This is a genomic window from Polynucleobacter sp. TSB-Sco08W16 (assembly GCF_018687455.1).
Taxonomy (GTDB): domain Bacteria; phylum Pseudomonadota; class Gammaproteobacteria; order Burkholderiales; family Burkholderiaceae; genus Polynucleobacter.
The window spans coordinates 1,473,760-1,496,508 of the sequence record NZ_CP061291.1; the positions used below are offsets into that span (position 1 = coordinate 1,473,760).

Consider the following 22,749-nt stretch of genomic DNA (forward strand, 5'->3'; position numbering starts at 1 on the left):
CTTTAATACATAGTCCTCCATTGAATTAGTTTGATGTACCGGTGGTGTAATCAAACACTGGCTTAGAGCTGACAGCCACGCCTCTGAGGGCAATGCTATGGATAGTCTCAATCTCGTGTGACACTCCCTCTTGTGTCATGCCAAGGACCTTCTTTGCCTCAAGGGTGGCTATTTGAATCTTTTCATCCAAGGTTTGTAACTTTGGATTGAATGCATTTGGCAGATGGTGCGGATTATTTGCCTCTGCTGAAGCATCCGGAATATTTGCTTGAACCTGAGTTACAGCTAAGCCAATTCCTAGGCAACTTGCAGCAATCATGATGAAGCAGAAATGCGGTCTACGGCCCATGAAATTTTTAATAAGCGTTTTCATCTTTTCTTTACCCTTTATATGATTTAGAAATAAATTTCTGCTCAATCAATGTAAGAGGGAGATAAGTCAATCTGATGAAGATTTCATGACAAGTTAGTACATACTGTTACTGAATATGCGTTCAGCACCAGATCATCCATCCAGCGGAAAAAATATTTTTCAGTTATAAAGACAGCTGTGGCGGAATGGCAGAGTGGTTATGCATGAGATTGCAAATCTCATTACCCTGGTTCGATTCTAGGCTTCCGCCTCCAATCTCATTTGGGCTTATGGCCTTATGACAGTAAGTGCCCCGTCTTTACAAAGATAGTGCAACCCTCTTTACTGAAAGGCTGATGTAGACTCATATGAGGGCTTCTAATCCATGAACCTGCAGGGTAGCAGCCATGCTCATCTTCAAATACGCCATCAACAACAAAGATTTCCTCGCCGCCATAATGTTTGTGTGGATTGAAATAGGTTTGAGGAGCCCAGCGTACTAAAGTCGATCCACTTCCCTGCTGCATCAGCGGCATGACTGTAAGACCAGGGACCATGCCTTGATACCAAGGTGCTTTTGTGGTGTCAATAATTTCTCGCTCGACCTGTTCTGGACCAAGGTGTCTGAGCTTAACAAACAGCGTACAGCCAGATTGGCTATAGGGTGCATGCGATGAACCCGGCGGATTCATGATGTAGGTGCCAGCTTGATAGTCACCAGTTTCGTCACTGAAGACACCCTCTAAAACAAGAATCTCTTCACCAAACTCGTGGGTATGTGTTGGAAATTTGGAGCCGGGCTGGTAACGAACAATTGAGGTTGCTTTTGCTACCTCATCACCCATGCGATCGAGCATGCGTCTTTCAATCCCGAATTCAGGACTAGGCTCCCAAGGTAAGTCATGGTGATTAATGACAACTCGCTTACTGTAATCGGCATGGATATTCATTGATTGCAATTCAAATATAGGAAAACAAGGCTAAGGATAGCAAGCCTATTGAATGTGCGCTTGAAGTCAAAGCCCCCACTATTTCCAGTGAGGGCCCCTATTCCTCTGAAGATTATTACGTCTGATCCTCTATCGAATTACGCAATACGCCAATATTTTCGATTTCAATTTCGCAGATGTCGCCAGACTTCATGAATACTGGTGGAGTTCTAGCATAGCCTACTCCTGCAGGCGTTCCTGTAATCACTACATCACCAGGCTCCAAGGTCATGCATTCTGTTATTAAGACAATGGTTTCTACGACATCCCATAAGAAATCCTTGGTATTTGCATTCTGCATTACTGCGCCATTTAATCTTGACTGAATTTGTAGGCCATGTGCGCCCAGCGGCAATTCATCTGGCGTTACCAGCCATGGACCAAATCCTCCGGTCTGATCAAAGTTTTTACCTATAGTCCATTGGGTTGTTTTGCGCTGGTAATCTCTTAAGCTAGCATCATTAAAGATACTGTAGCCAGCGATACAATCCAGCGCGTTTTCTCTGGTTAAATTACGCCCCTTTTTACCAACAACAAAGGCCAACTCAGCTTCATAATCTAACTTATCGGATACCTTAGGCCTAATGATCCTAGCCTGATGTGAGGCAAGCGAACTAGGGCCTCGTAGAAAAAAGCTTGGATAGTCTGGCCGAGCATTGCCGCCCTCTTTAGCATGGTCAGCATAGTTCAAACCCATGCAAACTATTTTTCCAGGACGATCAATCAAAATATCAAACTGAATATCAGCAATATTTTTGATGACAGCATTCGGATTAGAAAGTGCTTCTTTTGCTTTTGTAAACTGAGGGTCTATCGCAATCAGACCGTACAAATCTGCTGGAATACTTGAGTTCGTAGCACATAAATCTACAAATTCATTCGAATCTTTCTTGCAAAGAACACCGATACTTTTTCTACCGTTTTGAATAAAGCTAAATAATCTCATAGTCTCTTTCTATATTATTTTTGAGTCCGGTCTCCTCCTTCGAATTAGAGGTGTCGACCACCATCAACCACTATTCGGGTTCCTGTTGAAAATCTTAACCGGGTTGCGCAAGCTTCAATCGCAGCCGCAACATCATCAGGGGTGCCAATACGCTTTAATGGGGTTGTTGCTGCAGTTTTATCATTGAAGTCGGCTCCACGTCCCGGTACAAAACCAGAATCCACTACACCTGGAGACACGCATAAGACGCGTATCTCCGGCGCTAAAACTTTTGCTAAAGACTCACTCACAATATCAAGACTTGCCTTAGCAGCGACATAAGCAAGATTACTGCCAACACCAGTGAAGCCAGCAATTGAAGAGACATTCACAACCAATCCATCGCCATTTGCCTTTAGCAGCTGCTGAAATGCCCTAATCGAAGCAAAAACCCCTCGAAAGTTGGCCTTCAACACCTCATCAATTAAGTCATCTGTTAATGCATCTAAATCTGCAGCTGGGACTGGTTTTGTAAAGCCTGCTGAGTTCACCAAGATATCGCATCTACCCACACGTTTTTCCACTTCTTTTGCTGCGGCAATTAAAGTGGCCGAATCCGTAATTGAAGCATTCAAGCAAAATTGTTTGCCAGGAGGCAATTGCTTGATCTGCTCGACCTCCTTTTCAAGGGAATGTCGCCCAATCAATACACAAGTTGCACCTAATTTAGCCAATCGTTTGGCCGTAGCAAATCCGACAGCGCCATTGCCGCCAATAATTACCGCAACCTTGCCATTTAATTCATCTACTGATTGAAAGGAACTCATTGCTCTCCCGGGTGATAGCTAACACTAAACAATATTGCGCATGATTTCATAAAGGGCATTTTGTCCTTCAAAACCGATGCCAGGCCGCTCGGATAAATTGATTTTTCCATTAGCAACTCGAGAATCGTCTGCAAATCCTGCAAAGACTCCGAATGTTCCTGGATATGCTTCACATCCACCCAAACCAAAGCCAGCAACAATTGCCAATGTCATTTGATTGCCTCCATGAGGGAAAATGGAATGTCTTCCCCAGCCACGATCCTCTAGCATTTTCAATGTTCTACTAAATTGAACGATTCCATAGGACTGTGGAATGTCAATTTGAATAATGTCAGTCTCCTTACGTAAGCCACCGAACTGAACGAGATTACGGATGTCTTGTGTTGAAAAGAGATTCTCTCCAGTTCCTATCGGCGCTGAATAGATGTCAACAATTTCTGCAAGTAAGGCAAAATCTAGCGGATCGGTAGGCTCCTCAAACCAACGCAGTTGGTAAGGTTGTAGGGCTTTAGCGTAAGCAATTGCACGCTCTGGACTCAGCCCCGCATTAGCATCAACTGCCAAATTTTGCCCTCCCCCAACAATCTTCAAGGAAGCCTCTACTCGGGCAATATCCTCTTCTATAGGAGCGCCACCAACCTTGATTTTCATGGTGGTGTAACCCTGATCAAGTCGACTCTGAATCTCCTCCAATAACTGAGGGATTCCTTTATTGGGTGCGTACCACCCACCGCCTACATAGCAAGGAATCTCTTTGCGCACTTTTCCGCCAGAAAACTGGTTTGCCAAGGTGACATGCAATGGCAGGCCTTCAATCTTTGCAACCGCATCCCAAATGGCAACCTCAATAGTTCCAACTGCTACAGATCTCTCCGTATGTCCACCTGGTTTTTCTCGCTGCATCATGCAGCTTAGTATTTTTTCAGGATCTAAATTATTACCTGCATCATTTAATAGGGATTCGGGATTGGCTTTCATAATGCGTGGAATCAAACGATCCCGCATTTGCGCACCACAGGCATAGCGCCCTGTAGAGTTAAAGGCAAATCCAATTATGGGCTTACCATCGCGAATCACATCCGTTATCACCGCCACTACTGATGTAGTCATCTCACTAAAATCAAATACCGCATTGCGGATACTTGAATTCAAGGGTATCGCAACTTCTCTAATGTCTACGATTCTCACTGGCACCTTTCTAAAGCTTAGTCAATTCGGATATTGGCATTCTTAATTACCTGACTCCATTTAGGAATCTCGGTGCTTAAGATCTTTTCATAACGGGGTCCTGATGCAAAAGACGGATCAATTCCTAAATTGACGAGTCGCTGATTCACATCGGGACGCTTAACTGCTTCATTTATAGCCTTTGCAAGTTTCTCGGTAATTTCATTAGACATCCCCGCAGGCGCCATTACTCCCCAATAACCAATTACCGTTGCTTGCGCAAGACCCAATTCAGAGAGGGTTGGCACATTAGGCAACACAGGTGAGCGATTCTCTCCTGTAACCGCTAAGGCAATTAATTGCCCTGACTTGATGTATTGCGCTACAGGCCCAATACTACTGAACATCATTGGCACCTGACCCCCCAGTAAATCAACAACTGCAGGACCAGTGCCTTTATAAGGAATATGCACAATATCAACACGAGCAACTTGTTTAAATAACTCACCAGCCAAATGCGTCATCGTTCCATTTCCGCCCGATGCATAGTTCAAAGTACCTGGCTTACTCTTAGCCAAAGCAATCAGGGCTTTTAAATCTCGAACCGGCACCGATGAATTTACGACAATCACCGAAGCCGCTGTTCCAACAAGAGCTACTGGCTGAAGGTCTTTGAAGGTATCGTAGGGCAATGCTGGAAATAAGCTGGGATTACTAATTAATGCCTGATCTGCCATGAGCAGCGTATAGCCATCAGGCTGTGCTTTTGCGACTACATCAGTTGCAATTGAACTCCCGCCGCCGCCACGATTTTCAACAACTACTTGCTTGCCCAGTATTTCAGATAATTGCGGGGACAAAGTGCGCGCAACTCCATCAGTCAGACCGCCGGGTGCATAACCTACCATCAAGCGGATTGATTTATCTGGATAGCTTTGGGCGCTCACAAAGTGCGTGGATCCCAGAAAAAACAGAGTACAAATACAAGCTAATGAGCGCAATAAAGCCTTCATGATTTACCTTAAAAGTGTTTCTGAATCTCAGGATCAAACTTGCCATCAATCAACACAAAAAGCATTTTGCAAGGCTTACCGGAGCGATTACTCCAAGCATGATTTGTCCCTCTTTCTACCAAGAAGTCACCTTGCTTCATGAGACGCTCCTCTTTATCTAATACAAGATAAATTTCACCCTCAAGCACCACCGCATAATCTACCGTTTCAGTGCGATGCATGAGAGGATGGGCGCCAGCCTCATAGGTCGAGGCCTTATTGGTACCCATGGAGCCAAAGACACTTTTCGCTTCATTTTGAGCCAATTTATGAAGCCACTCGCCCTCAGGACCAAATTCAATAATTCTTACAACAGTGCCATTTTTTGGGGGCTCTAATTGCAATGGGCGTGAAGTAGTATCCGGTGAATTATCAATCGGAGTTGGCATTGCATCGGTATGCCACAAATTGGTTAAATAAAATCCAACTCTTAGGGGATTTGAATGGACCGAGGGGGCCGCACCATCGTGCGTAACGACGGCATTCCCCTCAGCATCATGACCTGTAACAATGCGACGAACGTAGCCTTTTGGGTGCTCCATTGTTGCCTCTATGAATTGGTTTTCTTGAGACCCAGCATCGCTCGCGCCTCGTTGGATGAAGCTAATTCACCACCCATATCCCTCAGAATACGATGAGCACGCTCAACTAATTGAGCATTACTTTCGCAGAGCACGCCTTTTTCAAGGTAAATATTGTCTTCCATGCCAACTCGAACATGTCCGCCATAGAGCCATGCTTGTGCAACGATCGGAAATTCAGCGCGACTAATACCAAATGCCGCCCATTGAGCACCCGCAGGCAGTTGATCTCGCATATAAAGCAGAGTTGCAGGATCAGTATTGAGACCGTATTTCACACCCATGACAAAGGTATACAAACCCGGACCCTCAAGCGTACCATCTTTAAATAAATCTTTTGCTAAATTCAAATCCCCAGTATCAAAGATCTCCAACTCAGGCATTACGCCTGCATCTCTGATTACTTTTGCCATCTTACGGACGTTAGAGGGCGTATTCATCACCACGTCTGGACCAGAATTCATTGTGTTCAAGTCTAAAGAGCAAATATCAGGCCTTAGTTTTGCAATATGCTCTACGCGCTTTAGCGGGTCACATAAGGTGGTGCCAGGGGCAAATAACTTAGGATCACCTTCGGTTGGCACATATCTACCGCCAGGGCCTGTTGTTAAATTAATAATGAGCTCTTTATTGTGTTTTTGAATAAGCTGAATAACCTCGGCATAATGATCCACTTCCATGGATGGCTTGCCGGTATCTGGGTGGCGTACATGGATATGGACTACTGCAGCCCCTGCATCAGCCGCGCCCAAGCAAGAATCAGCAATTTGCTGCGGCGTTATAGGGAGATAAGGGGTCATCTCTGGTTTTGTTAAATTCCCTGTTACTGCACATGTCAAAATTGTTTTGCTCATCGCATTTCCTTTTGTTAAAGTGATTTGAAATTAATTAAAAAAATAATGGTTAAAAAAGTACGTCCTCATTCAAGCAATACCACTGCCGTGCGTTTGCTCGACATTGCAGAAGCCCTGTTTTCTGAACATGGCTATGCCATGACTACGGTGCGCGATATTGCAACCCGCGCAAAAGTAAATCAGGCATTGATTAATTACCATTTTCAAAATAAAAAGGGTTTGTTTAACGCCGTATTTGAGCGACGCGCCAGCATTATTCTGGAAGAACGCAACACGCTCTTGAGCGAAGCTAAAACAAGAGCCAAAAATAAACCGATACCTTTGCGCGAATTGATATACGCATTTATCTACCCCCCATTGCGGATGGCAAATGAAGATAAAGGCGGAAAAAGCTTTGTAAAGCTGCAAGCACGACTTCATAACGAACCAAAAAGTATTGAAAACGCTTTGCGATCAAAGCTATATGACAAAACCAGCCTACGCTTTATGGAGGAGTTGAAAATAACTCTTCCTAAATTAAGTGCAGAATCCATTTCCTGGCGCCTAATTTTTGTCATGGGTCTATATTTGTATGTAGCGTCCAATACTGGTCGCATAGAAGTGATCTCAAAAGGTCGATGTAAAGGAGGAAACCTCACGCAAGCTATCCCTGAAATTTTGGATTTTTGCGAACAAGGTTTCTTAGCTCCTCCTACTCAACCTTAGCCCCCAGCGCTTTAACAATAGCCGACCAGCGGGTAACTTCCTCACCCATGTATTCATTGGTCTGCTGAAGATTTCCGCCCATCACAACCAAACCAGCCTTATCCATCTGCTCCCTGACATCAGGCATCTGCAGAACTGTATTGACCGCTTGATTCATCTTCAGAACAATGTCATTAGGTGTTTTGATTGGGGCCATCATTGCAGACCAGGTGTAATCCTTAATCTGCGGATATCCTAATTCAACTAAGGTAGGGACATCTGGCAAGTTAGGAGAGCGCTTCTCACTGGAAATTGCTAAGATGCGCACTTTTCCTTGTTTAGAAAACTGGTACACGCCAGCTACTGCTGTACAAGCAATAGGAGTCTCACCACCTACTACAGCCATTGAAGCAGGGCCAGCACCTTTGTACGGAATGTGATTAATATCTTGCTTCCATTGCAAGCGAAATACATTTTCACAAGTTAAATGTGGCGTTGTTCCATAACCTGGGCTTGAATACGATAATTTATTCTTAGCCGAATACTCTTTAAGTTCAGCCAATGTTTTTACTGGAACAGATTCATTCACACTAATAACATTAGCCTGAGTGGAAACGAATACTACTGGCACAAAATTCTTTTCCGGACTATAACCTGCTGCCGCGCCATACAGCGCTGGATTTACCGCAAAAGCTGCAGAATTCACCAAAAAGGTGTAGCCGTCGGGAGGAGAATTCGCTACTACCTGCGCGGCAACGTTGCCCCCTGCACCTGCCTTATTTTCAATAAAAACAGACTGCTTCAGGAGTTCACCTAGCTTCGGCGCAATGATACGAGCGGTCATATCTGTTGGCCCGCCAGGAGGAAATCCGACAACCAATTTGATAGGTTTGTCAGGATAAGCCCCCATAGCGTTCATTGCCAACAGGCTAAGACCACCAATCAGCCCGAGCCGCAGTACCTTATAGAAATAACTGTATACGTCGCAAACAGAAATGCGCATTTTGTCTCCAATCCACATGTATGGAATTTTTTGGCCTAAGGCTCTTATTTAATTGCTAACGGGTTAGTCGGCGAACCAACAGCCCCAGTAATTGGAATGGCAGGGGCGACAAACATAAATTCATAAATGCCATCTGCTAAGCAGTCATCAGCGATGTCTTTCAAATAAAAAATTTCGCCCATCGTCATGCCCATAATTGGAATGGTGATCCAATGCCATGGTTGATTGATGCCAGCCTCAGATTCATTTGGACGAACCTCGCACCCCCAGGTGTCGCTAGCTAATGCTGCCAACTCGGTACGCTGAATCCACTCAAGAGTTTCAAATGCAAATCCAGGAGCATCACCACCAGGATATCCATCCCAGCTTCCGGATTTAATTTTTTCTTCCATCTGACCAGTACGAACAATGATGTAATCGCCGCGCTTAATTTCGATACCCTGCTTCTTGGCGGTGTCATCTAAGTCCTGACAGGTAATACCGTAACCATCAGGCAAGCAATCCATCCCTTTAGCTCTTGCTACATCGAGCAAGATGCCTCGCCCAACCATCTTGGCTTTCGTTTTTTCGATACCGCATTTTGCTGCACCAGCTGAAGAGACTTCACGGCAATCGTAGCCGTTATACATGTAGTTTTCATAAAAGACATGTCCCAATCCATCCCATTGGGTACCGCATTGAAGAGGCATCACAACCATATCGTCAGCAGCACGAATGCCACGTTTATCCAATACACCCGCATAGGCATCTGTTCCTGTACGGAGCATGGTGTGCACAGGATTAATGCGTCCCATGGATGGATATTTTGTCTTAGCTCCTTGAGGGCCATTGCTATCAAAATTGAGAGCCAATGAAATCACTTTGCCCTTACGAACCAATTGTGCTGCCGAGACAATGTCTTCTGGACTAGTGAAATTCAGAGTTCCAATCTCGTCATCTGGTCCCCACTTACCCCAATTTTTATATTTTTCTGAAGCTGCCGTTAAATCAGCGCGATTAATTTTTTTCATTGTCTCCATGCCTTATTTAAGTTTTATTAAACACTTGTTTAATTTATCGAGGAACGGCAATTGTGTCAATAGCCGATATCAATTACTTAATTCTTGAGCGACACAGATAGAAAAATGACCTAGGAGTTTTTTCCTAAGTCATTGATTTTGCTAAAGGGTTTACTAGATTGAAGTCTAATCAGTAAAGCAAATACCGATGAATACCCAGTCTTCTTAACCGCTATCTCTCAAGGCAATTAATAATGGGTGACCTACCGGAAACTCAATATCCTCAACCGCAGCACTCACTTCTGGCAGGGTTTTGGCAATCTCTTCACTTCCTTGAAAAACCATGGTCCATTTACTAAAGCTTCGCTCGCTAATGGGCTTGGCCTCAATTAAGCGAACATTTTTATGTCGGCCATCTTTTTGAATTTTTTGCCACAAGGCTTCGATATCTTTTTCCGCCCCTTCAATCACTTGACCAAATTTATTATTCTCATAAATCAGCGCTCCAGTGATGCCCAGGGCTTGGTTATTCGAATATGAGTGATATAAAAGACGCATCAAACCCAAAAAAGACATATTTTGAGCTGGTTCACTTACATAAGTTAATTCGATTAGCTGAGACATTCGCTAATACTAGAGAGCTCACATGTCAATTGCTCTAGGCATTTACCCCAGCGTACTAGGCAGCCTCGTTTAGCCACATCCTTTGATATACGCCATCAGGATCATGGTCCTTTACTTGTTTGGCGACATTAAATGGTCTGCCACCCCTGGGATCTGTACCTTTGCCGGCAATATAGAGCCAATTTCCTTGGTTGCTATACACATCGTAGTCAATGAGTTGAGATTCAAACCATGCGGCACCGGCTCGCCAGTCACCTTGCATATCGTATATCCAGAAACTTGCCACAATCTGACGCATGCGGTTAGATAGAAAACCTGTCTTGCTTAATTCACGCATAGCGGCATCAACCAAGGGCGTCCCAGTATTTCCTGAGGCCCACTGATTGAATTTGAGACCATCAAATGGATTGCTTCTGTTATTACCCAGACCCGCTGACCGGTAAAGCCTAGCACCATACTTAAAGTGTAGGAAACGGAAATAATCCCGCCAAAGCAACTCAAACCAAAGCCAGTATGTACCGTCATTTGCACCATACCGATTCTCATAGTCTGAGAGCGCATTTGCAATAGTTCTTGCAGAGCAACAGCCCAAAGCAAGCCAAGGAGAAAATTTACTGGAGTAATCCATGCCCACGAGCTGATTACGAGTGAGCTTATAGGTGTCGACTAGACGACGCTCAAAGTATTGATGAATATGCGCATGCGCGCCACTAGCCCCGCCGATAAATAAGCTATTGCTGGCCTTAGTGTAGACCCCAGTTTGCAGGCCATAAGCCGCTCCATCATTTGGCAATGACGGAATCGCTTGTACGCTATCTACAGGCTTTGCAAATCTTAATTTAGACTTTTCAATCTGTTGCCGGAATTGCGTGAAGATATCTGGCATTTGCTTCAATTGAAATGGCAAAGAATGGGGATCTAACATGCTCGATTGCCATAAAGCTTGAACCTCAAAGCCAATATCTCGCAACGCAGAGACTTGCTGCAATTCTTCGGGCGCTTCAATTTGCTCACAATAGATCTGACTTACGCCAAGTTGAGTGCGTAGATTTGAAAATACCTCCCTAAAATCACCAGAAAGTTCAACTAAATCAGATCCCAAGCTTCTTAGCTGCGCTCTTAAATCTTCTAATGACGCTTGTAAAAAGACTTTACGGTGCTCACTGATTCTTGGAAATCCCCATGGGGTTTCTTCCTCTAAGTGCTTGTCATGAACGTAAATAGGCAGGAGAAAATCAGCGCTCTTGCAAGCCAGCACCAATGCTGGGTTATCTTCTAAGCGAAGATCGTTTCTAAACCAGTAGATTGCAGTAGTCATTTATTGGAAGATGATTGCATGCTAATGGGCATCACATGTTGTTTATAGACACCCGATAAGGCTTTTTTGACTATCTTATAAATATCCAAATCAAACTCAGCCTCGCCAGATTCCGCTAGCTCATAAAGCTCATCTTGATTAATGGCAGTACCAAGATAGCACCATTGATCAATCACAATCATCTCGCCACCTTCTTTAATCGCAATAGGGCCAGCATAAGGCCACACCTGAACTTTGAAGAGCTCTAGCGCTGTCTTCAGCTGTAGGTTATGCAGGCTAATCGGGGTGAGATTGAGGCAGGCGCCCCCGCACTGCTTTACCTGATATCCAAAACATGCTTTACCATCAATTCTCTTCTCTATACCGAGCAATGCTTCACAAAGATGATGTTTTTTAGCAATAGCCTTCAAATATGCATGTGCCTCTCGTTTGCTGTAAAACAAGCCATATAAGTTCTCTTGCAATCCAGGGGCTAGTTGATGATGGGTAACCAAGACGGGTGTAAGCACCCCAGAGTCATCTTCAACCAAACTCCAAGCACAAAGATCTTTTGATCTACGCAGCTTGATGTTCATACTGGGCATACGTTCTTTGATTAACCTGGACTCCAGAATGAGGGCGCCAAGCTCTCCGCTCGTTTCGATCCAATCAATATCTCGGATTTGCAAAGAGAGTTTCATTTCTTTACGCTGCGTTAGGGCTCCTTGAAAGTGCCCCATTACCCTGCTACGCAAGGAGATACTTTTGCCGATGTAGAGAGGTATTTTGTTTTCGCCATAAAAAATATAGCAGCCAGGAGCCTCGGGGATCGAATCTATCAATGCCTTATCTATATTTGGCGGTAGGCTTGGATTACCAATGAGTTGATTGATTACTTCATTGAGTTTTTCTTTGCCAAACTTTCTTTCACATACTTTCCAAAACTGCAGCAATAAATCAGCATCACCGAGTGCACGATGACGAGCGCTAACCAGAAGACCGTGGGCATTAATAATGGTATCGAGATTATGGCGAGGTTGCTCTGGAAACAGAAGCCTAGAAAGCTTTACCGTACATAAGACCTTGGGCTTGAATTCAATTCCGATTCTTTTAAAAGAAGCCTTAATAAATCCATAATCAAATCGGGCGTTATGAGCAACGAAGATTTTTCCCTCAAGCTCTTGTTTTAAATCTCTCGCAATCTGCTCAAAGGAGGGTTGGTTCTCCACCATTTGGGGGGAGATGCCGGTAAGTCGTTGAATGTTTTGTGGAATAAAGGTTTCTGGGTTGATTAACTGTTCCCATACCTGAATTTGATTGCTTGCAAGCGTTTTGATACCGATCTCTGTAATCCGATCACGATCAAAATGAGAACCCGTGGTTTCAATATCTACAAAAGCTAAATCAGGATAGGAAACCTCTTTGATGTCCACGGCAAATAACTTGGCAGCTTTAGTTTGCTGGTGAGTTTTTATTCAGATAGTCAGCAAAGCTAAAAATTGAGTTTGGGCCGCGCGGGAATTCTTCTGACTTTTTAAATGAAGTCTTCACCACTTTCTGAAACTCTCCCTTAGGTCTTTTTTCTTGCTTCGCCTTCACTTCAGACTCGATGGGAAAGTAGGGCTTTCTTTCGGGCGCAGTTTGTGCCTCACTAAAGCGTGGAATATAGTCTTTGATAGCAGATGCTAAAGTCACATTAGAGATGCAGTTCATCATATAAGTCTCTAGAGACTGATAAAGTTCTTTTGCAATATCAGATACCTCTACTTTTCTCTTTTTAATACGGTTCATCGCCAAAACAATGTCTTTAATCGTAATCATGCGAGGATCTTTTAGGAGCTGATAGCCGCCAGTTCGCCCCTTGATTCCAATCACTAAGCCCGACTCCCGAAGAGGTCGTAGTAAAAGCTCAATACGACTAATCGACATCTGTAGTCTCTGAGCTATTTCTGGAACAGGTACTAGCTGACCATTGGTAGAGTGGCTTGCAATATCGACCAAGGCGTTTAGGGCTACCTTGACTGCTTTAGTGACTTCCATGGTGTATTTGGCATAAAAATTAGATTAGGGCTAGTATGAAACTGATTCCAACTTTGTGCTGCAGCGCATTAATTAACCCTTTTTATCCCATGGTTGAAGCTTCTACGATCAAATACCGCTTATCACTGCGCTTAATGCGCTTGCTTGCCTGCCTGATGGCCGGCGGCATCATGGCTCAAACTCTTGGATGCCTCGCTCCCTATTTTTTAATGGAAGATTCTCAAGCGGCTGGAATGATTGCCCACCTACTAATGCAACATCTCTCATATTACTTTTTAGGATGCGCTTTTATCATCCTCAGTCTCTCCAATATCTTGATTAAGCGTGGCATCTCTCAACTGAAAGTAGTTCGTCTGCCATCGTTGATATTGATAGTCGCTGTTGGGGTGGCAAGTTTTTTACTCATACCGCGCATGGATTACTTAAGAGAAACAGCGCTGCAAGATGGCATGCCTGTAATGCTCTCACCTTTTGCAAACTACTTTGTAATCGTCAACAGCCTTACTTTTATATTGCTATGCACTCAAATTTTCTCTAGCATCCTAGTAGCATGGAGATTAAGCAATACACAATCAACCTAAGCACGCTCGCATCTGCCTAATCAAAGCAAGCTGTTGTTCGTATCGAATAAACTGCCCAAGCTCAACCCGCATGTTGGATTGGCTAATATGAAATATTTTCGAGCCCTCTATCGGAGGTTCAATTTTTGCCCACTGGGTATTGAACTCGTAAAAAGTTTCTTTATAGCCAATGAACTTTTTAACCATCAGGCGCTTGCCATCAACCTCAATCGTTTCTGAATCAAGGGCATGTCTGCAGTAGATTAAGAAACCAATCGTTACTGCAGTTAACTCTAAGGCTGTAAAAATGGGAATAACCCACACACCAGCCAAGAAAAAGCCAGTTGCGACAATTAATGAGAGGCAGACCAGGGCAATATAAAACTGGAGTAACTGCTTCGGAGTCAAAGCACAGTTTCTGCGCATTTGCCAACGTCTCACGCTCATATCCATGCCCTAGGAATTGCCGATAAATAACTTACTTGCTACGCGCTTGAGCTTTGGCTAACTGGTCAGCACTACGTTGCTGAAAATCGACCATATTGTGATAGCCCATTTGATAGCAAGGGCAATGTTTACCCAGAATGAAGCGAGCGAGTTTGATGCGTAACTTTTGAATCATTTAAATCTCCTATTTTTTTCTTTAATTGAAATTGGTCTGCGATACAACATGAAATAAAAAGTATCAATGCTCAGGCTCAGTCTTATCCGAGTCTGAATTCCGACTGGGGGATGCCGACACATTCAGATTTAAGCTTGGTGCAGCCATTTTTTCACCATCCCAAACCTGTCCACACCAGCACTCGCCTGCATCATTAATGATGCAAACACCGGAGCCACAGCAGCGCTTATCTGGAGCTTTCACGTTAGACCTTCATGTATTGATGAAAGATGCCATAGGCAGCACCAGCCCATAAACCGGCTATTACCAAAATAGATACCAAGAAACCTAAACCCCGTTTGGATGGATTGAGTTGATAAGAAATCGCATACACAAGCCTAGCAATTAACCAAATGACGCCAGAATCACCGGCCCCTTTATCTCCAATGAAGATGGCATAAAGCCATAGGGCAGGTAAAAACATCAATACACTTTCAATCGTATTGAGCTGGATACGATAGGCACGCTCAAATAGCTCATGACCTGAAACTGCAGGTGCTTTGACCTGATATTTACCTCTAGCTCTGCCCACATTAAACGTTAAGCCAAGCATCAGTAAAACCGTAAGTAAGGTAATAAACGAGGTGTAAAGATATTGGTTCATTTGCCGCCTTCAAGAAATTGAATTTAAGGCTATTCTAGGGTTTTTATAGAACTGGCGCTTGCCGCAAAACCCTTTCAGTAATGCAAAGCTCCTTATTTGAATTTAAGCACTCTGACAGCACGATTAATCTGCTGCCCAGGGATGGTTCTGCACAGTACCTACCAGAGGTACTAGGCGATGTTCATGCCGCCAATTTAATGGATCAGCTACAGAGATCGCTTGCATGGGAATCTGATCAGCTCATCCTATTTGGTAAAAAGATTACCACCCGCCGTAAGGTAGCTTGGGTTGGGGATTTGGATTGCTCATATACCTACTCCGGAGTTAAAAAGAGCCCTCAAGCATGGACGCCAGAATTGCTATCAATCAAGCAAGAAATGGAAGAACTTGCTCAATCGGAATTTAATTCTTGCCTCCTCAATCTCTATCACGATGGCGATGATGGCATGGGCTGGCATAGCGATGATGAAAAAGAACTAGATGCAAGCGCGCCAATTGCCTCACTTAGTCTTGGGGCTCAACGTAAGTTTGCCTTTCGTCATAAAGAAGACAAAACGACCATTCCTGTTTATTTAGAAAATGCTAGCGTCCTCATCATGCGCAGTCCCACACAAAAATTTTGGCAGCATGCATTGCTAAAAAGCAAAAAAGTTTCTACTTCTCGTATCAACTTAACATTTAGAAAAATTCTGATTCAAAATGCTTAATCACAATACTGGGCCAACGATCGCCATCATTGGGGCCGGCCTAGCAGGTCTGAGCTGCGCCACTCAATTACAAGCAAAAGGATTTAAGGTTCAGGTATTTGAAAAAAGTCGTGGACCCAGCGGTCGTATGAGTACCCGCAATGGGGAGGGCTGGTCTGCTGACCATGGCGCTCAATATTTCATGGCAAGAGACCCTCTTTTTATGGATGAACTAAACACCTGGCTTACCGCTGGCGTTGCGGCTAAATGGCATCCACACCTCAAGGTCTATGAAGATGGGCAGTGGCGAGAGAGTGCCTCCAATGACCAGCGCTATGTTGGCATACCCTCCATGAATTCTCCTGGAAAATATTTAGCTAAGAACTTGGATGTTATTTACAGTCAAACTATTCATAGCATTGCCCACAAGAATGGGAAATGGACTCTAAGCAGCCTTGAAAATGGAAAACTTGAAGGTCAATTTGATTTTTTAGTACTAGCAATTCCGTCACCACAAGCCTTTGCCCTAACGAACTTAGTAGACCAGTCGATTGAAGCTAAAAATCAGGTCGATATGCTGGGCTGCTGGACGGTAATGGCCGTATTTAATGAAAAGCAGAGCATTCCTTTTGATGCCGCTTTTATTAATGGTGAAATCATCAGCTGGATTTCTAGAAACAATTCAAAGCCACAGCGAGAAGGCCAAGAGTCTTGGACGATTCACGCTAATCCACAGTGGAGTCAAGAATGGATTGAACTAGACAAAGATGAGGCTAGTAAACAAATATTGGAATGTGCCAAAAGATTAGGTTTAGATTGTCAGCATGCCGCAATTTCTATTCATCGCTGGCGTTATGCGAGCGGTTCTACTGTAGCTAACCCAGGGTTTAAAGTTTTTGAGGACATCCAATTAGGTCTTTGCGGAGACTGGCTGCATGGCGGTAGAGTGGAAGGTGCTTGGCTTAGCGCTTATCGGTTAGCAAATGCAATTACCGCTCAAACAACACTTTAATGAATAAGGAATTGCAATGGCTTTAGCATCCATCGAATTACGAGATCTCAAACTCCAAACCCAAATCGGCACTTATGCGCCAGGAGCGATCATTCCCAAAGAACATCTTTTGGATTTAACCCTTTGGATTGATGCAAAACTGGTTCTGATTGCAGAAGATGTGATGGAGAACGTGTTTGATTACGACCCCCTGATTATTGAGATTGATAGACTTGCTGGAGACTGTCATTACGAATCCCAAGAAAGACTCATGACTCGCATCATTGAAGCCTGTGCAAAATATTCTGAAATTAAGGCGATGGATATTGGCCTCAGAAAGTTTCCTGTTCGCGCAGGATCAGGATCGCTTGGTGTGAGACTCTCGGTAGATTCATTAACCCTGAATACCTATAGAGCTTCTAGTACTTCAGCGTAAATTGGCCCTGATAAAACTTAAGATATCGTCATAGATCTGGCGAATCTTTTGGATGAATCTCATCTAGTCACTCCATAAAAATGAGTGACTAGATTTGAGGGCTTCAGCAGAGCAACAGCTTTCAGAATTGCAGTCCGATGACAATTACTTATTTAATCAAGCCACAGGCAATGCGCGGGCCAGAGTTACCAGCAGGCTGACTCTTGTAATCATCTGGATCTCTGTGCACCACTACAGCACGACCAACAATACCTGTTGATCCAGTATTTACAGCAAAACCATGTAATTTAGCTGTGTAAGTTGCATTGCCATTTGCATCTGCTTTGATATTTGGCATATCTCCCGCGTGATTCATGCCACTATCTGGAACACCATGCATCTTTGTATCAGGGTTAAAGTGCGGTCCTGCACTCATTGCGTCCGGAGAGGAGCAATCCCCCTTCTCGTGCACATGAAAACCTTGCTCAGAGTTAGGCTTCAAACCAGAAAATTTGCCATTAATTAATACATCGTGACCTTGCCAAACAAAGGTGACCTCACCTTTGGCTTGAGAGCCCGATTTTGATTCCAATGACGCGCTGGCTTTCTGGCCAGTACCCTGCTCCATGGACTGGCAAGCAGCTAGCGAAAATAGACTAGCCACGGACAACATGAGAAGCGACTGTTTTTTGCTGATGTTCATAGATGACTCCATACTTTTTTGTTATTCAAATGACTGCTTCAGTTTGACACAAATAAAGGGCTTGCGCTGAGTAATTGGCTCTAGCATCAGAACCCTGCATCATTTGTAAATTTTGAATACACTGAGGCCCTAGAAATGCATAAAACCATGAAACTACACAAGATAATTACCACTCTGACAGTAGGCGCTTTACTTCATTTTTTTACATTGCCCGCACAAGCAAGCCTTGCTAGCGATCTAAGTGATGGTCAGCATGTCCTACTAATGCGCCATGCTGATGCGCCAGGTTATGGAGATCCCGCAGGCTATCAACTAGATAAATGCTCTACCCAAAGAAATTTAGGAGATAAGGGCAAAAAACAGGCTGTCATCATCGGCCAATGGCTAACCAGCCAAGGAATTTCATCAGCAAAAGTCATCAGTAGTGTCTGGTGCCGCTGTCTTGATACGGCAAAACTCTTAAATAAAGGTGCGGTTACTACCTCACCTGCGCTAGGCTCCTTTTTTGATGACATGAGTCTGCAGAAGCAACAAACTCAAGATCTAGAAAAACTCATTCAGATCCAATTGCATGAAAACCCAAAGACGCCCCTGATTCTGGTGACACACCACGTCAATATTCAGGCTTATGCAGGAAAAGTGGTGAATGTTGGAGACATGGTTTTAGTTAAAGTAGATCCGAGTGGCAAGAATCTCTCTCAACAGATCTATCCAAGCCCAAGCTTTTGAGGATTTACGCGTAACAATCTAGTAGTAATTCATTGCTTCATAGGGGAAGCGCTCAATTTCCAATATGATTAGTCCTATGAATAACATCCTCTCGATTTCCCATCTTTTTAAGACTTATCAATCCGGCTTCCAAGCACTAAAGGATATTAATTTAGAGATAGCCAAAGGTGAAATCTTTGCTCTACTTGGACAAAATGGCGCAGGAAAAACTACGCTGATCAGCATTATTTGTGGAATTGTGAGTCCTAGCAGTGGTCAAGTTTTGGTGGATGGTAAAAATATCATCGGCGATTACCGTGAGGCAAGAGAGTTGATTGGTCTGGTTCCCCAAGAACTCTCGACTGACTCTTTTGAAACCGTCTGGAATACCGTTACCTTTAGTCGCGGCCTGTATGGGAAAGCACCCAATCCAGCCTTCATTGAAAAAATCCTGAAAGACCTGTCTTTATGGGATAAGCGTAATAGCAAAATCATGACGCTGTCAGGTGGCATGAAACGCCGAGTGATGATTGCAAAAGCGCTCTCGCATGAACCTAGCATTCTCTTTCTGGATGAGCCCACTGCTGGTGTAGACGTCAGCCTCAGAAAAGACATGTGGAATTTAGTCAAAATTCTCAAGGACAATGGCACCACCGTCATTCTGACGACCCACTACATTGAAGAAGCCGAGGAGATGGCGGACCGCATTGGCATTATTCGCGGTGGCGAGCTCATCATGGTGGATAACAAATTAGCGCTCATGAATAAATTGGGCAAAAAAGAGTTAACTCTTCAACTGCAAAATCCACTGCAGAGCCTTCCGAAGGAGCTGGATTTTCCAAGCTTAAGTCTTTCCGAAGATAAATGTGAGCTTACGTATCGCTTTGACTCCAAAGACGAAGATATCAATATTGCACAGCTATTACAAAAAATTACTAGCCTGGGCATTGTCTTTAAAGACCTCCATACAAAACAGAGTTCGCTAGAAGAAATCTTTGTCAATCTTATTAACTCAGAGGCAAATACCCATGAAGCTTAATTACTATGGTGTACGTGCCATTTATAAATTTGAAATGGCAAGAACGCGCCGCACTTTAATGCAAAGCATTATTGCCCCGGTAATCTCGACTTCTTTGTACTTTATTGTCTTTGGCTCTGCTATTGGTTCACGCATGACGCAAATGGAGGGCATTTCCTATGGCGCATTTATCGTTCCCGGCCTCATCATGCTGTCACTGCTGACGCAAAGTATCTCGAATGCCTCTTTTGGAATCTACTTTCCTAAATTTAGTGGGACCATCTATGAAATTCTCTCTGCCCCAATCTCACCATTAGAGATTGTGATGGGCTACGTTGGCGCTGCAGCGAGTAAATCGATTATTTTGGGATTGATTATTCTTGCTACCGCAACCTTTTTTGTACCCCTGCAAATAGATCATCCCTTCTGGATGCTGTTTTACCTAGTGATTACTTCCATTACCTTCAGCATGATTGGCTTCATCATTGGCGTGTGGGCAGATGGCTTTGAAAAACTCCAAGTAGTTCCACTACTAATCATTACGCCCCTCACCTTTTTGGGCGGAAGCTTTTATTCCATCTCTGTTTTACCGGCCTTCTGGCAAAAAGTAGCCTTACTCAACCCAGTCGTCTATCTCATCAGTGGCTTTCGTTGGAGCTTTTATGGCATTGAAGATGTATCGCTTTGGGTAAGCCTCGGAATGACAATGTCCTTTTTAGCAATATCAATTGCAGTTGTCATCTGGATATTTAAGACAGGTTATCGTCTTAAAAAGTAATTCCAAAAGCCTTTCTGCTTTCGTTCAGCATGAACAAGGCAACAAGTAACAGGGTAAACCCAAAAATACGCTTTAATCTAGGCGCCTCTAGCCTGCTTACCACCTTTGCCCCTATTGGTGCAGCAAGCATGCTGGTAATCACAATGCACAATAAAGCAGGCACATAAACATAGCCAAGCGAATACTCGGGCAAGGATGCGTTACCCCAGCCCCCATAGATATAGCCCAACGTCGATGAGGCAGCAATTGGAAAGCCTAAGCCCGATGAATTTGCCATGGCGTTATGGGGCTTCACATTGCACCAAATCATAAATGGGACGGTAATGAATGCGCCACCTGCCCCTAGTAGGCTTGCAATGATGCCCGTCAAGACACCAAAGCCAAAAAGGCCAAAGCGTCCAGGCAATCCACGTGCAGCATGAGGGGATTTATTCAGAATCATTTGGGTAGATGAGTAAATCATAAAAATGGAAAATCCTAGCGATAGCCAAGCTCCATTAATCACATCAAAAAATTTTCCGCCACCGACTACAGCACCCAACACAAGCCCCGGCGATAAGGCGCCAACTAGCTTCCAATCAATGTTGCCACGCTTCTGATGCGCCATCACCGCTGAAGAAGTGGTAAATAAAACGCTAGCCATACCTGTTGCAATGGCGATATGCATCAGAACATTCTCATGAAAGCCCAAGCGGCTAAATATCAGAATCATGAGTGGAACTAAAATTACCCCACCGCCAATTCCTAATAAGCCTGCCAAAAAACCTGACAGACTTCCACCCAACATCAGCCACGCAATATCACTGATTAACATGTCTCACCCTAAAGAGGGTAAACAGCACTGCACCAGATGGGACATGAAAATACTATTTCTGGGCCAGAGCAAACTCGGCAAATTTAGCAACACTGAGTAATTTAGCATCGCCACGGTAATTTCCAATGAGCTGAACACCCAAGGGCAATCCATTCTTTGACTTAGTCGCAGGAATAGTAATAGATGGAATTCCTAAAAAACTCCAAAGAGCACAGAAAATCGGATCACCAGTGGAGACCAAGCTCTTTGGAGCCTCCCCACTTGCAGGCGCCATTAAGAATGCATCAAATTCATCAAAATAAGCACCAATAGAAGCGCGTAGTTTTTTCTGCAAGAACTTTGCAGCAATATAAGCAGGAGCGCTATGCTTCAGACCCCTAGCTACCAACTCTTGAATATGGATACTCAGCAAGTCATTTACTTTGTCAGAGTGATCCGCATGAATTTCTGCAGCTTCAGACTCCATAATGAGATTCATTGCCTGAATTGCATCCCAGTATGCCTGTGGCAGAGAAAGCTTTTGAACAACAGCGCCTGACTTCTCTAGCTTTTGAACGGCTAGGTGCAAGGCCTGCTTTTGATCATCAGACATCATATGATCTAAGGGTGTTTCTAGTAGAGCGATCTTGGGTTTATCCAACATTGGCAGCTGTCGATTTACACCAAATACCAAATCTGGGAGAACGATTAACTCTGGATCAGAGGCATCGCTATTTTTTAGATGATTCAAGGCATAAGCCATGTCATCCACTGAACGCGTGAAGAACCCTATGTGATCCAATGAATAAGATAAAGCGTGAGCTCCAGACTTAGAAACCGCTCCATAGCTTGCCTTGTATCCCACTACGCCGCAATACGCTGCCGGCCGAATGATTGAGCCTTGTGTTTGTGAGCCTAGCGCCAAAGGAACAATCCCTGCACCAACGGATGCTGCTGATCCACTAGAAGAGCCGCCAGGCGTATGTTCTGCATTAAAAGGGTTTGTCGTAGGGCCGGGATTGCGCCATGCAAATTCAGTAGTGACTGATTTTCCAAAAATTACGCCGCCCAGACTACGAATCTTTTTAACAATTGCCGCGTCTTCAGCAGGGGTCTTATCTTTATAGATTGGTGAACCATTGGTTGTTGGAAGATCAACGGTATTAATAATGTCTTTAACAGCAATCGGAATTCCTGAGAGCGGGCCAGGCTTTACTTGCTTTGCCATTGAGTCCATTGAAGCTCTTGAGACAAAAGCCTTGAGAACTGGCTCTACTTCATTAGCCTTATCAAAAGATACCTGCAATACATCGACAGGCTTTAATTGATTAGCTGCCATTAAGTTACAAGCCTCAGTCAGTCCAATTGTGTTTTTCATAATTTTTAGTTTATTCAAAGAAATGGGGCGCAAAAAACACGCCCCAGTTAGATTAATGACG

29 protein-coding genes and 1 tRNA gene are annotated in these 22,749 nt (G+C 44.0%); 9 read left to right on the forward strand and 21 right to left on the reverse strand.

Going from position 1 to position 22,749, the window contains the following annotated elements; genetic code table 11:
* Window positions 1–25: 25 nt before the first annotated feature.
* Window positions 26–373 (reverse strand): hypothetical protein, encoded by a 348-nt coding sequence (locus FD961_RS07380; protein WP_215393297.1) that lies wholly within the window; start codon window positions 371–373, stop codon window positions 26–28.
* A gap of 179 nt (window positions 374–552) precedes the next feature.
* Between FD961_RS07380 and FD961_RS07385 the strand changes: the two genes are divergently transcribed.
* Window positions 553–627, forward strand: a tRNA-Cys gene (locus FD961_RS07385).
* Window positions 628–648: 21 nt separating this feature from the next.
* Here the strand turns inward: FD961_RS07385 and FD961_RS07390 are convergent.
* The 7 genes from FD961_RS07390 to FD961_RS07420 all read right to left on the reverse strand — a co-directional run bounded on the left by FD961_RS07390 (window position 649) and on the right by FD961_RS07420 (window position 6,747).
* The gene (locus FD961_RS07390) at window positions 649–1,302 is read right to left on the reverse strand and encodes a cupin domain-containing protein (RefSeq protein ID WP_215393298.1); all 654 of its coding nucleotides are present in this window, start codon (window positions 1,300–1,302) and stop codon (window positions 649–651) included.
* A 115-nt stretch (window positions 1,303–1,417) separates the two neighbouring features.
* Window positions 1,418–2,287: a fumarylacetoacetate hydrolase family protein gene (locus FD961_RS07395; protein WP_215393299.1), complete on the reverse strand. Its 870-nt coding sequence runs from the start codon at window positions 2,285–2,287 to the stop codon at window positions 1,418–1,420.
* A gap of 44 nt (window positions 2,288–2,331) precedes the next feature.
* The gene (locus FD961_RS07400; RefSeq protein ID WP_215393300.1) at window positions 2,332–3,093 is read right to left on the reverse strand and encodes an SDR family NAD(P)-dependent oxidoreductase; all 762 of its coding nucleotides are present in this window, start codon (window positions 3,091–3,093) and stop codon (window positions 2,332–2,334) included.
* A 24-nt stretch (window positions 3,094–3,117) separates the two neighbouring features.
* Window positions 3,118–4,281, reverse strand: a complete 1,164-nt coding sequence (locus FD961_RS07405) for an enolase C-terminal domain-like protein (protein WP_305848932.1) — start codon at window positions 4,279–4,281, stop codon at window positions 3,118–3,120.
* A 17-nt stretch (window positions 4,282–4,298) separates the two neighbouring features.
* Window positions 4,299–5,273 carry a tripartite tricarboxylate transporter substrate binding protein gene (locus FD961_RS07410; protein ID WP_215393302.1) on the reverse strand — a complete coding sequence of 325 codons (975 nt, stop codon included), beginning with the start codon at window positions 5,271–5,273 and terminating at the stop codon, window positions 4,299–4,301.
* 8 nt (window positions 5,274–5,281) lie between these two features.
* Window positions 5,282–5,854 (reverse strand): cupin domain-containing protein, encoded by a 573-nt coding sequence (locus FD961_RS07415; protein WP_215393303.1) that lies wholly within the window; start codon window positions 5,852–5,854, stop codon window positions 5,282–5,284.
* 8 nt (window positions 5,855–5,862) lie between these two features.
* Complete coding sequence (locus tag FD961_RS07420) at window positions 5,863–6,747, reverse strand: 3-keto-5-aminohexanoate cleavage protein (RefSeq protein ID WP_215393304.1); 885 nt, start codon at window positions 6,745–6,747, stop codon at window positions 5,863–5,865.
* A gap of 24 nt (window positions 6,748–6,771) precedes the next feature.
* Here FD961_RS07420 and FD961_RS07425 point away from each other — a divergent pair, with 24 nt between their 5' ends.
* The gene (locus FD961_RS07425; RefSeq protein ID WP_215393305.1) at window positions 6,772–7,452 is read left to right on the forward strand and encodes a TetR/AcrR family transcriptional regulator; all 681 of its coding nucleotides are present in this window, start codon (window positions 6,772–6,774) and stop codon (window positions 7,450–7,452) included.
* Here FD961_RS07425 and FD961_RS07430 read toward each other — a convergent pair.
* The 6 genes from FD961_RS07430 to FD961_RS07455 all read right to left on the reverse strand — a co-directional run bounded on the left by FD961_RS07430 (window position 7,439) and on the right by FD961_RS07455 (window position 13,393).
* Window positions 7,439–8,434: a tripartite tricarboxylate transporter substrate binding protein gene (locus FD961_RS07430; protein ID WP_215393306.1), complete on the reverse strand. Its 996-nt coding sequence runs from the start codon at window positions 8,432–8,434 to the stop codon at window positions 7,439–7,441. The genes FD961_RS07425 and FD961_RS07430 overlap by 14 nt on opposite strands.
* Before the next feature lie 44 nt (window positions 8,435–8,478).
* A complete protein-coding gene (locus tag FD961_RS07435) occupies window positions 8,479–9,444 on the reverse strand; it encodes a cyclase family protein (RefSeq protein WP_071465183.1) in 966 nt (321 codons plus the stop codon).
* 213 nt (window positions 9,445–9,657) lie between these two features.
* Window positions 9,658–10,056 carry a BLUF domain-containing protein gene (locus FD961_RS07440; RefSeq protein ID WP_215393308.1) on the reverse strand — a complete coding sequence of 133 codons (399 nt, stop codon included), beginning with the start codon at window positions 10,054–10,056 and terminating at the stop codon, window positions 9,658–9,660.
* Window positions 10,057–10,111: 55 nt separating this feature from the next.
* Window positions 10,112–11,374, reverse strand: coding sequence for a DASH family cryptochrome (locus FD961_RS07445; protein WP_215393309.1), 1,263 nt, complete (start codon window positions 11,372–11,374; stop codon window positions 10,112–10,114).
* On the reverse strand, window positions 11,371–12,786 hold the full coding sequence (locus tag FD961_RS07450) for a 3'-5' exonuclease family protein (protein WP_215393310.1): 1,416 nt from the start codon (window positions 12,784–12,786) through the stop codon (window positions 11,371–11,373). The genes FD961_RS07445 and FD961_RS07450 overlap by 4 nt, the downstream gene beginning before the upstream one ends.
* A 19-nt stretch (window positions 12,787–12,805) precedes the next feature.
* A complete protein-coding gene (locus tag FD961_RS07455) occupies window positions 12,806–13,393 on the reverse strand; it encodes an Rrf2 family transcriptional regulator (protein ID WP_215393311.1) in 588 nt (195 codons plus the stop codon).
* A 35-nt stretch (window positions 13,394–13,428) separates the two neighbouring features.
* Here FD961_RS07455 and FD961_RS07460 point away from each other — a divergent pair, with 35 nt between their 5' ends.
* On the forward strand, window positions 13,429–13,974 hold the full coding sequence (locus FD961_RS07460; RefSeq protein ID WP_215393312.1) for a DUF4149 domain-containing protein: 546 nt from the start codon (window positions 13,429–13,431) through the stop codon (window positions 13,972–13,974).
* Here FD961_RS07460 and FD961_RS07465 read toward each other — a convergent pair.
* The 4 genes from FD961_RS07465 to FD961_RS07480 form a co-directional block, all read right to left on the reverse strand.
* The gene (locus tag FD961_RS07465) at window positions 13,966–14,394 is read right to left on the reverse strand and encodes a DUF2244 domain-containing protein (RefSeq protein ID WP_215393313.1); all 429 of its coding nucleotides are present in this window, start codon (window positions 14,392–14,394) and stop codon (window positions 13,966–13,968) included. The genes FD961_RS07460 and FD961_RS07465 overlap by 9 nt on opposite strands.
* Window positions 14,395–14,431: 37 nt before the next feature.
* Window positions 14,432–14,575, reverse strand: a complete 144-nt coding sequence (locus tag FD961_RS07470; protein WP_215393314.1) for a hypothetical protein — start codon at window positions 14,573–14,575, stop codon at window positions 14,432–14,434.
* A 63-nt stretch (window positions 14,576–14,638) separates the two neighbouring features.
* Window positions 14,639–14,818 carry a hypothetical protein gene (locus FD961_RS07475; RefSeq protein ID WP_215393315.1) on the reverse strand — a complete coding sequence of 60 codons (180 nt, stop codon included), beginning with the start codon at window positions 14,816–14,818 and terminating at the stop codon, window positions 14,639–14,641.
* Window position 14,819: 1 nt separating this feature from the next.
* Window positions 14,820–15,218: an MAPEG family protein gene (locus FD961_RS07480; RefSeq protein WP_215393316.1), complete on the reverse strand. Its 399-nt coding sequence runs from the start codon at window positions 15,216–15,218 to the stop codon at window positions 14,820–14,822.
* An 80-nt stretch (window positions 15,219–15,298) separates the two neighbouring features.
* On the opposite strand from FD961_RS07480, the gene FD961_RS07485 reads away from it, so the two are divergent.
* The 3 genes from FD961_RS07485 to FD961_RS07495 are packed head-to-tail and all read left to right on the forward strand — an operon-like array spanning window position 15,299 to window position 17,331.
* Window positions 15,299–15,925, forward strand: a complete 627-nt coding sequence (locus FD961_RS07485) for an alpha-ketoglutarate-dependent dioxygenase AlkB (RefSeq protein ID WP_215393317.1) — start codon at window positions 15,299–15,301, stop codon at window positions 15,923–15,925.
* The gene (locus FD961_RS07490) at window positions 15,918–16,916 is read left to right on the forward strand and encodes an NAD(P)/FAD-dependent oxidoreductase (protein ID WP_215393318.1); all 999 of its coding nucleotides are present in this window, start codon (window positions 15,918–15,920) and stop codon (window positions 16,914–16,916) included. The genes FD961_RS07485 and FD961_RS07490 overlap by 8 nt, the downstream gene beginning before the upstream one ends.
* Before the next feature lie 16 nt (window positions 16,917–16,932).
* A complete protein-coding gene (locus FD961_RS07495) occupies window positions 16,933–17,331 on the forward strand; it encodes a dihydroneopterin aldolase (RefSeq protein WP_215393319.1) in 399 nt (132 codons plus the stop codon).
* A 148-nt stretch (window positions 17,332–17,479) separates the two neighbouring features.
* Here FD961_RS07495 and FD961_RS07500 read toward each other — a convergent pair whose 3' ends face one another.
* Complete coding sequence (locus FD961_RS07500; RefSeq protein WP_215393320.1) at window positions 17,480–18,013, reverse strand: superoxide dismutase family protein; 534 nt, start codon at window positions 18,011–18,013, stop codon at window positions 17,480–17,482.
* Between the two features lie 147 nt (window positions 18,014–18,160).
* Between FD961_RS07500 and FD961_RS07505 the strand changes: the two genes are divergently transcribed.
* The 3 genes from FD961_RS07505 (at window position 18,161) to FD961_RS07515 (ending at window position 20,517) form a co-directional block, all read left to right on the forward strand.
* Window positions 18,161–18,742: a histidine phosphatase family protein gene (locus FD961_RS07505; protein WP_215393321.1), complete on the forward strand. Its 582-nt coding sequence runs from the start codon at window positions 18,161–18,163 to the stop codon at window positions 18,740–18,742.
* Window positions 18,743–18,818: 76 nt separating this feature from the next.
* A complete protein-coding gene (locus FD961_RS07510) occupies window positions 18,819–19,760 on the forward strand; it encodes an ABC transporter ATP-binding protein (RefSeq protein WP_215393322.1) in 942 nt (313 codons plus the stop codon).
* Window positions 19,750–20,517, forward strand: a complete 768-nt coding sequence (locus FD961_RS07515) for an ABC transporter permease (protein ID WP_215393323.1) — start codon at window positions 19,750–19,752, stop codon at window positions 20,515–20,517. Before FD961_RS07510 ends, FD961_RS07515 begins: the two co-directional genes overlap by 11 nt.
* On the opposite strand, the gene FD961_RS07520 is transcribed toward FD961_RS07515, so the two are convergent.
* Together FD961_RS07520 and FD961_RS07525 are read right to left on the reverse strand one after the other, a co-directional pair.
* Window positions 20,507–21,331 (reverse strand): sulfite exporter TauE/SafE family protein, encoded by an 825-nt coding sequence (locus FD961_RS07520; protein WP_215393324.1) that lies wholly within the window; start codon window positions 21,329–21,331, stop codon window positions 20,507–20,509. The two genes, FD961_RS07515 and FD961_RS07520, sit on opposite strands and share 11 nt — an antisense overlap.
* Before the next feature lie 52 nt (window positions 21,332–21,383).
* Complete coding sequence (locus FD961_RS07525; protein ID WP_215393325.1) at window positions 21,384–22,688, reverse strand: amidase; 1,305 nt, start codon at window positions 22,686–22,688, stop codon at window positions 21,384–21,386.
* Window positions 22,689–22,749 lie beyond the last annotated feature (61 nt).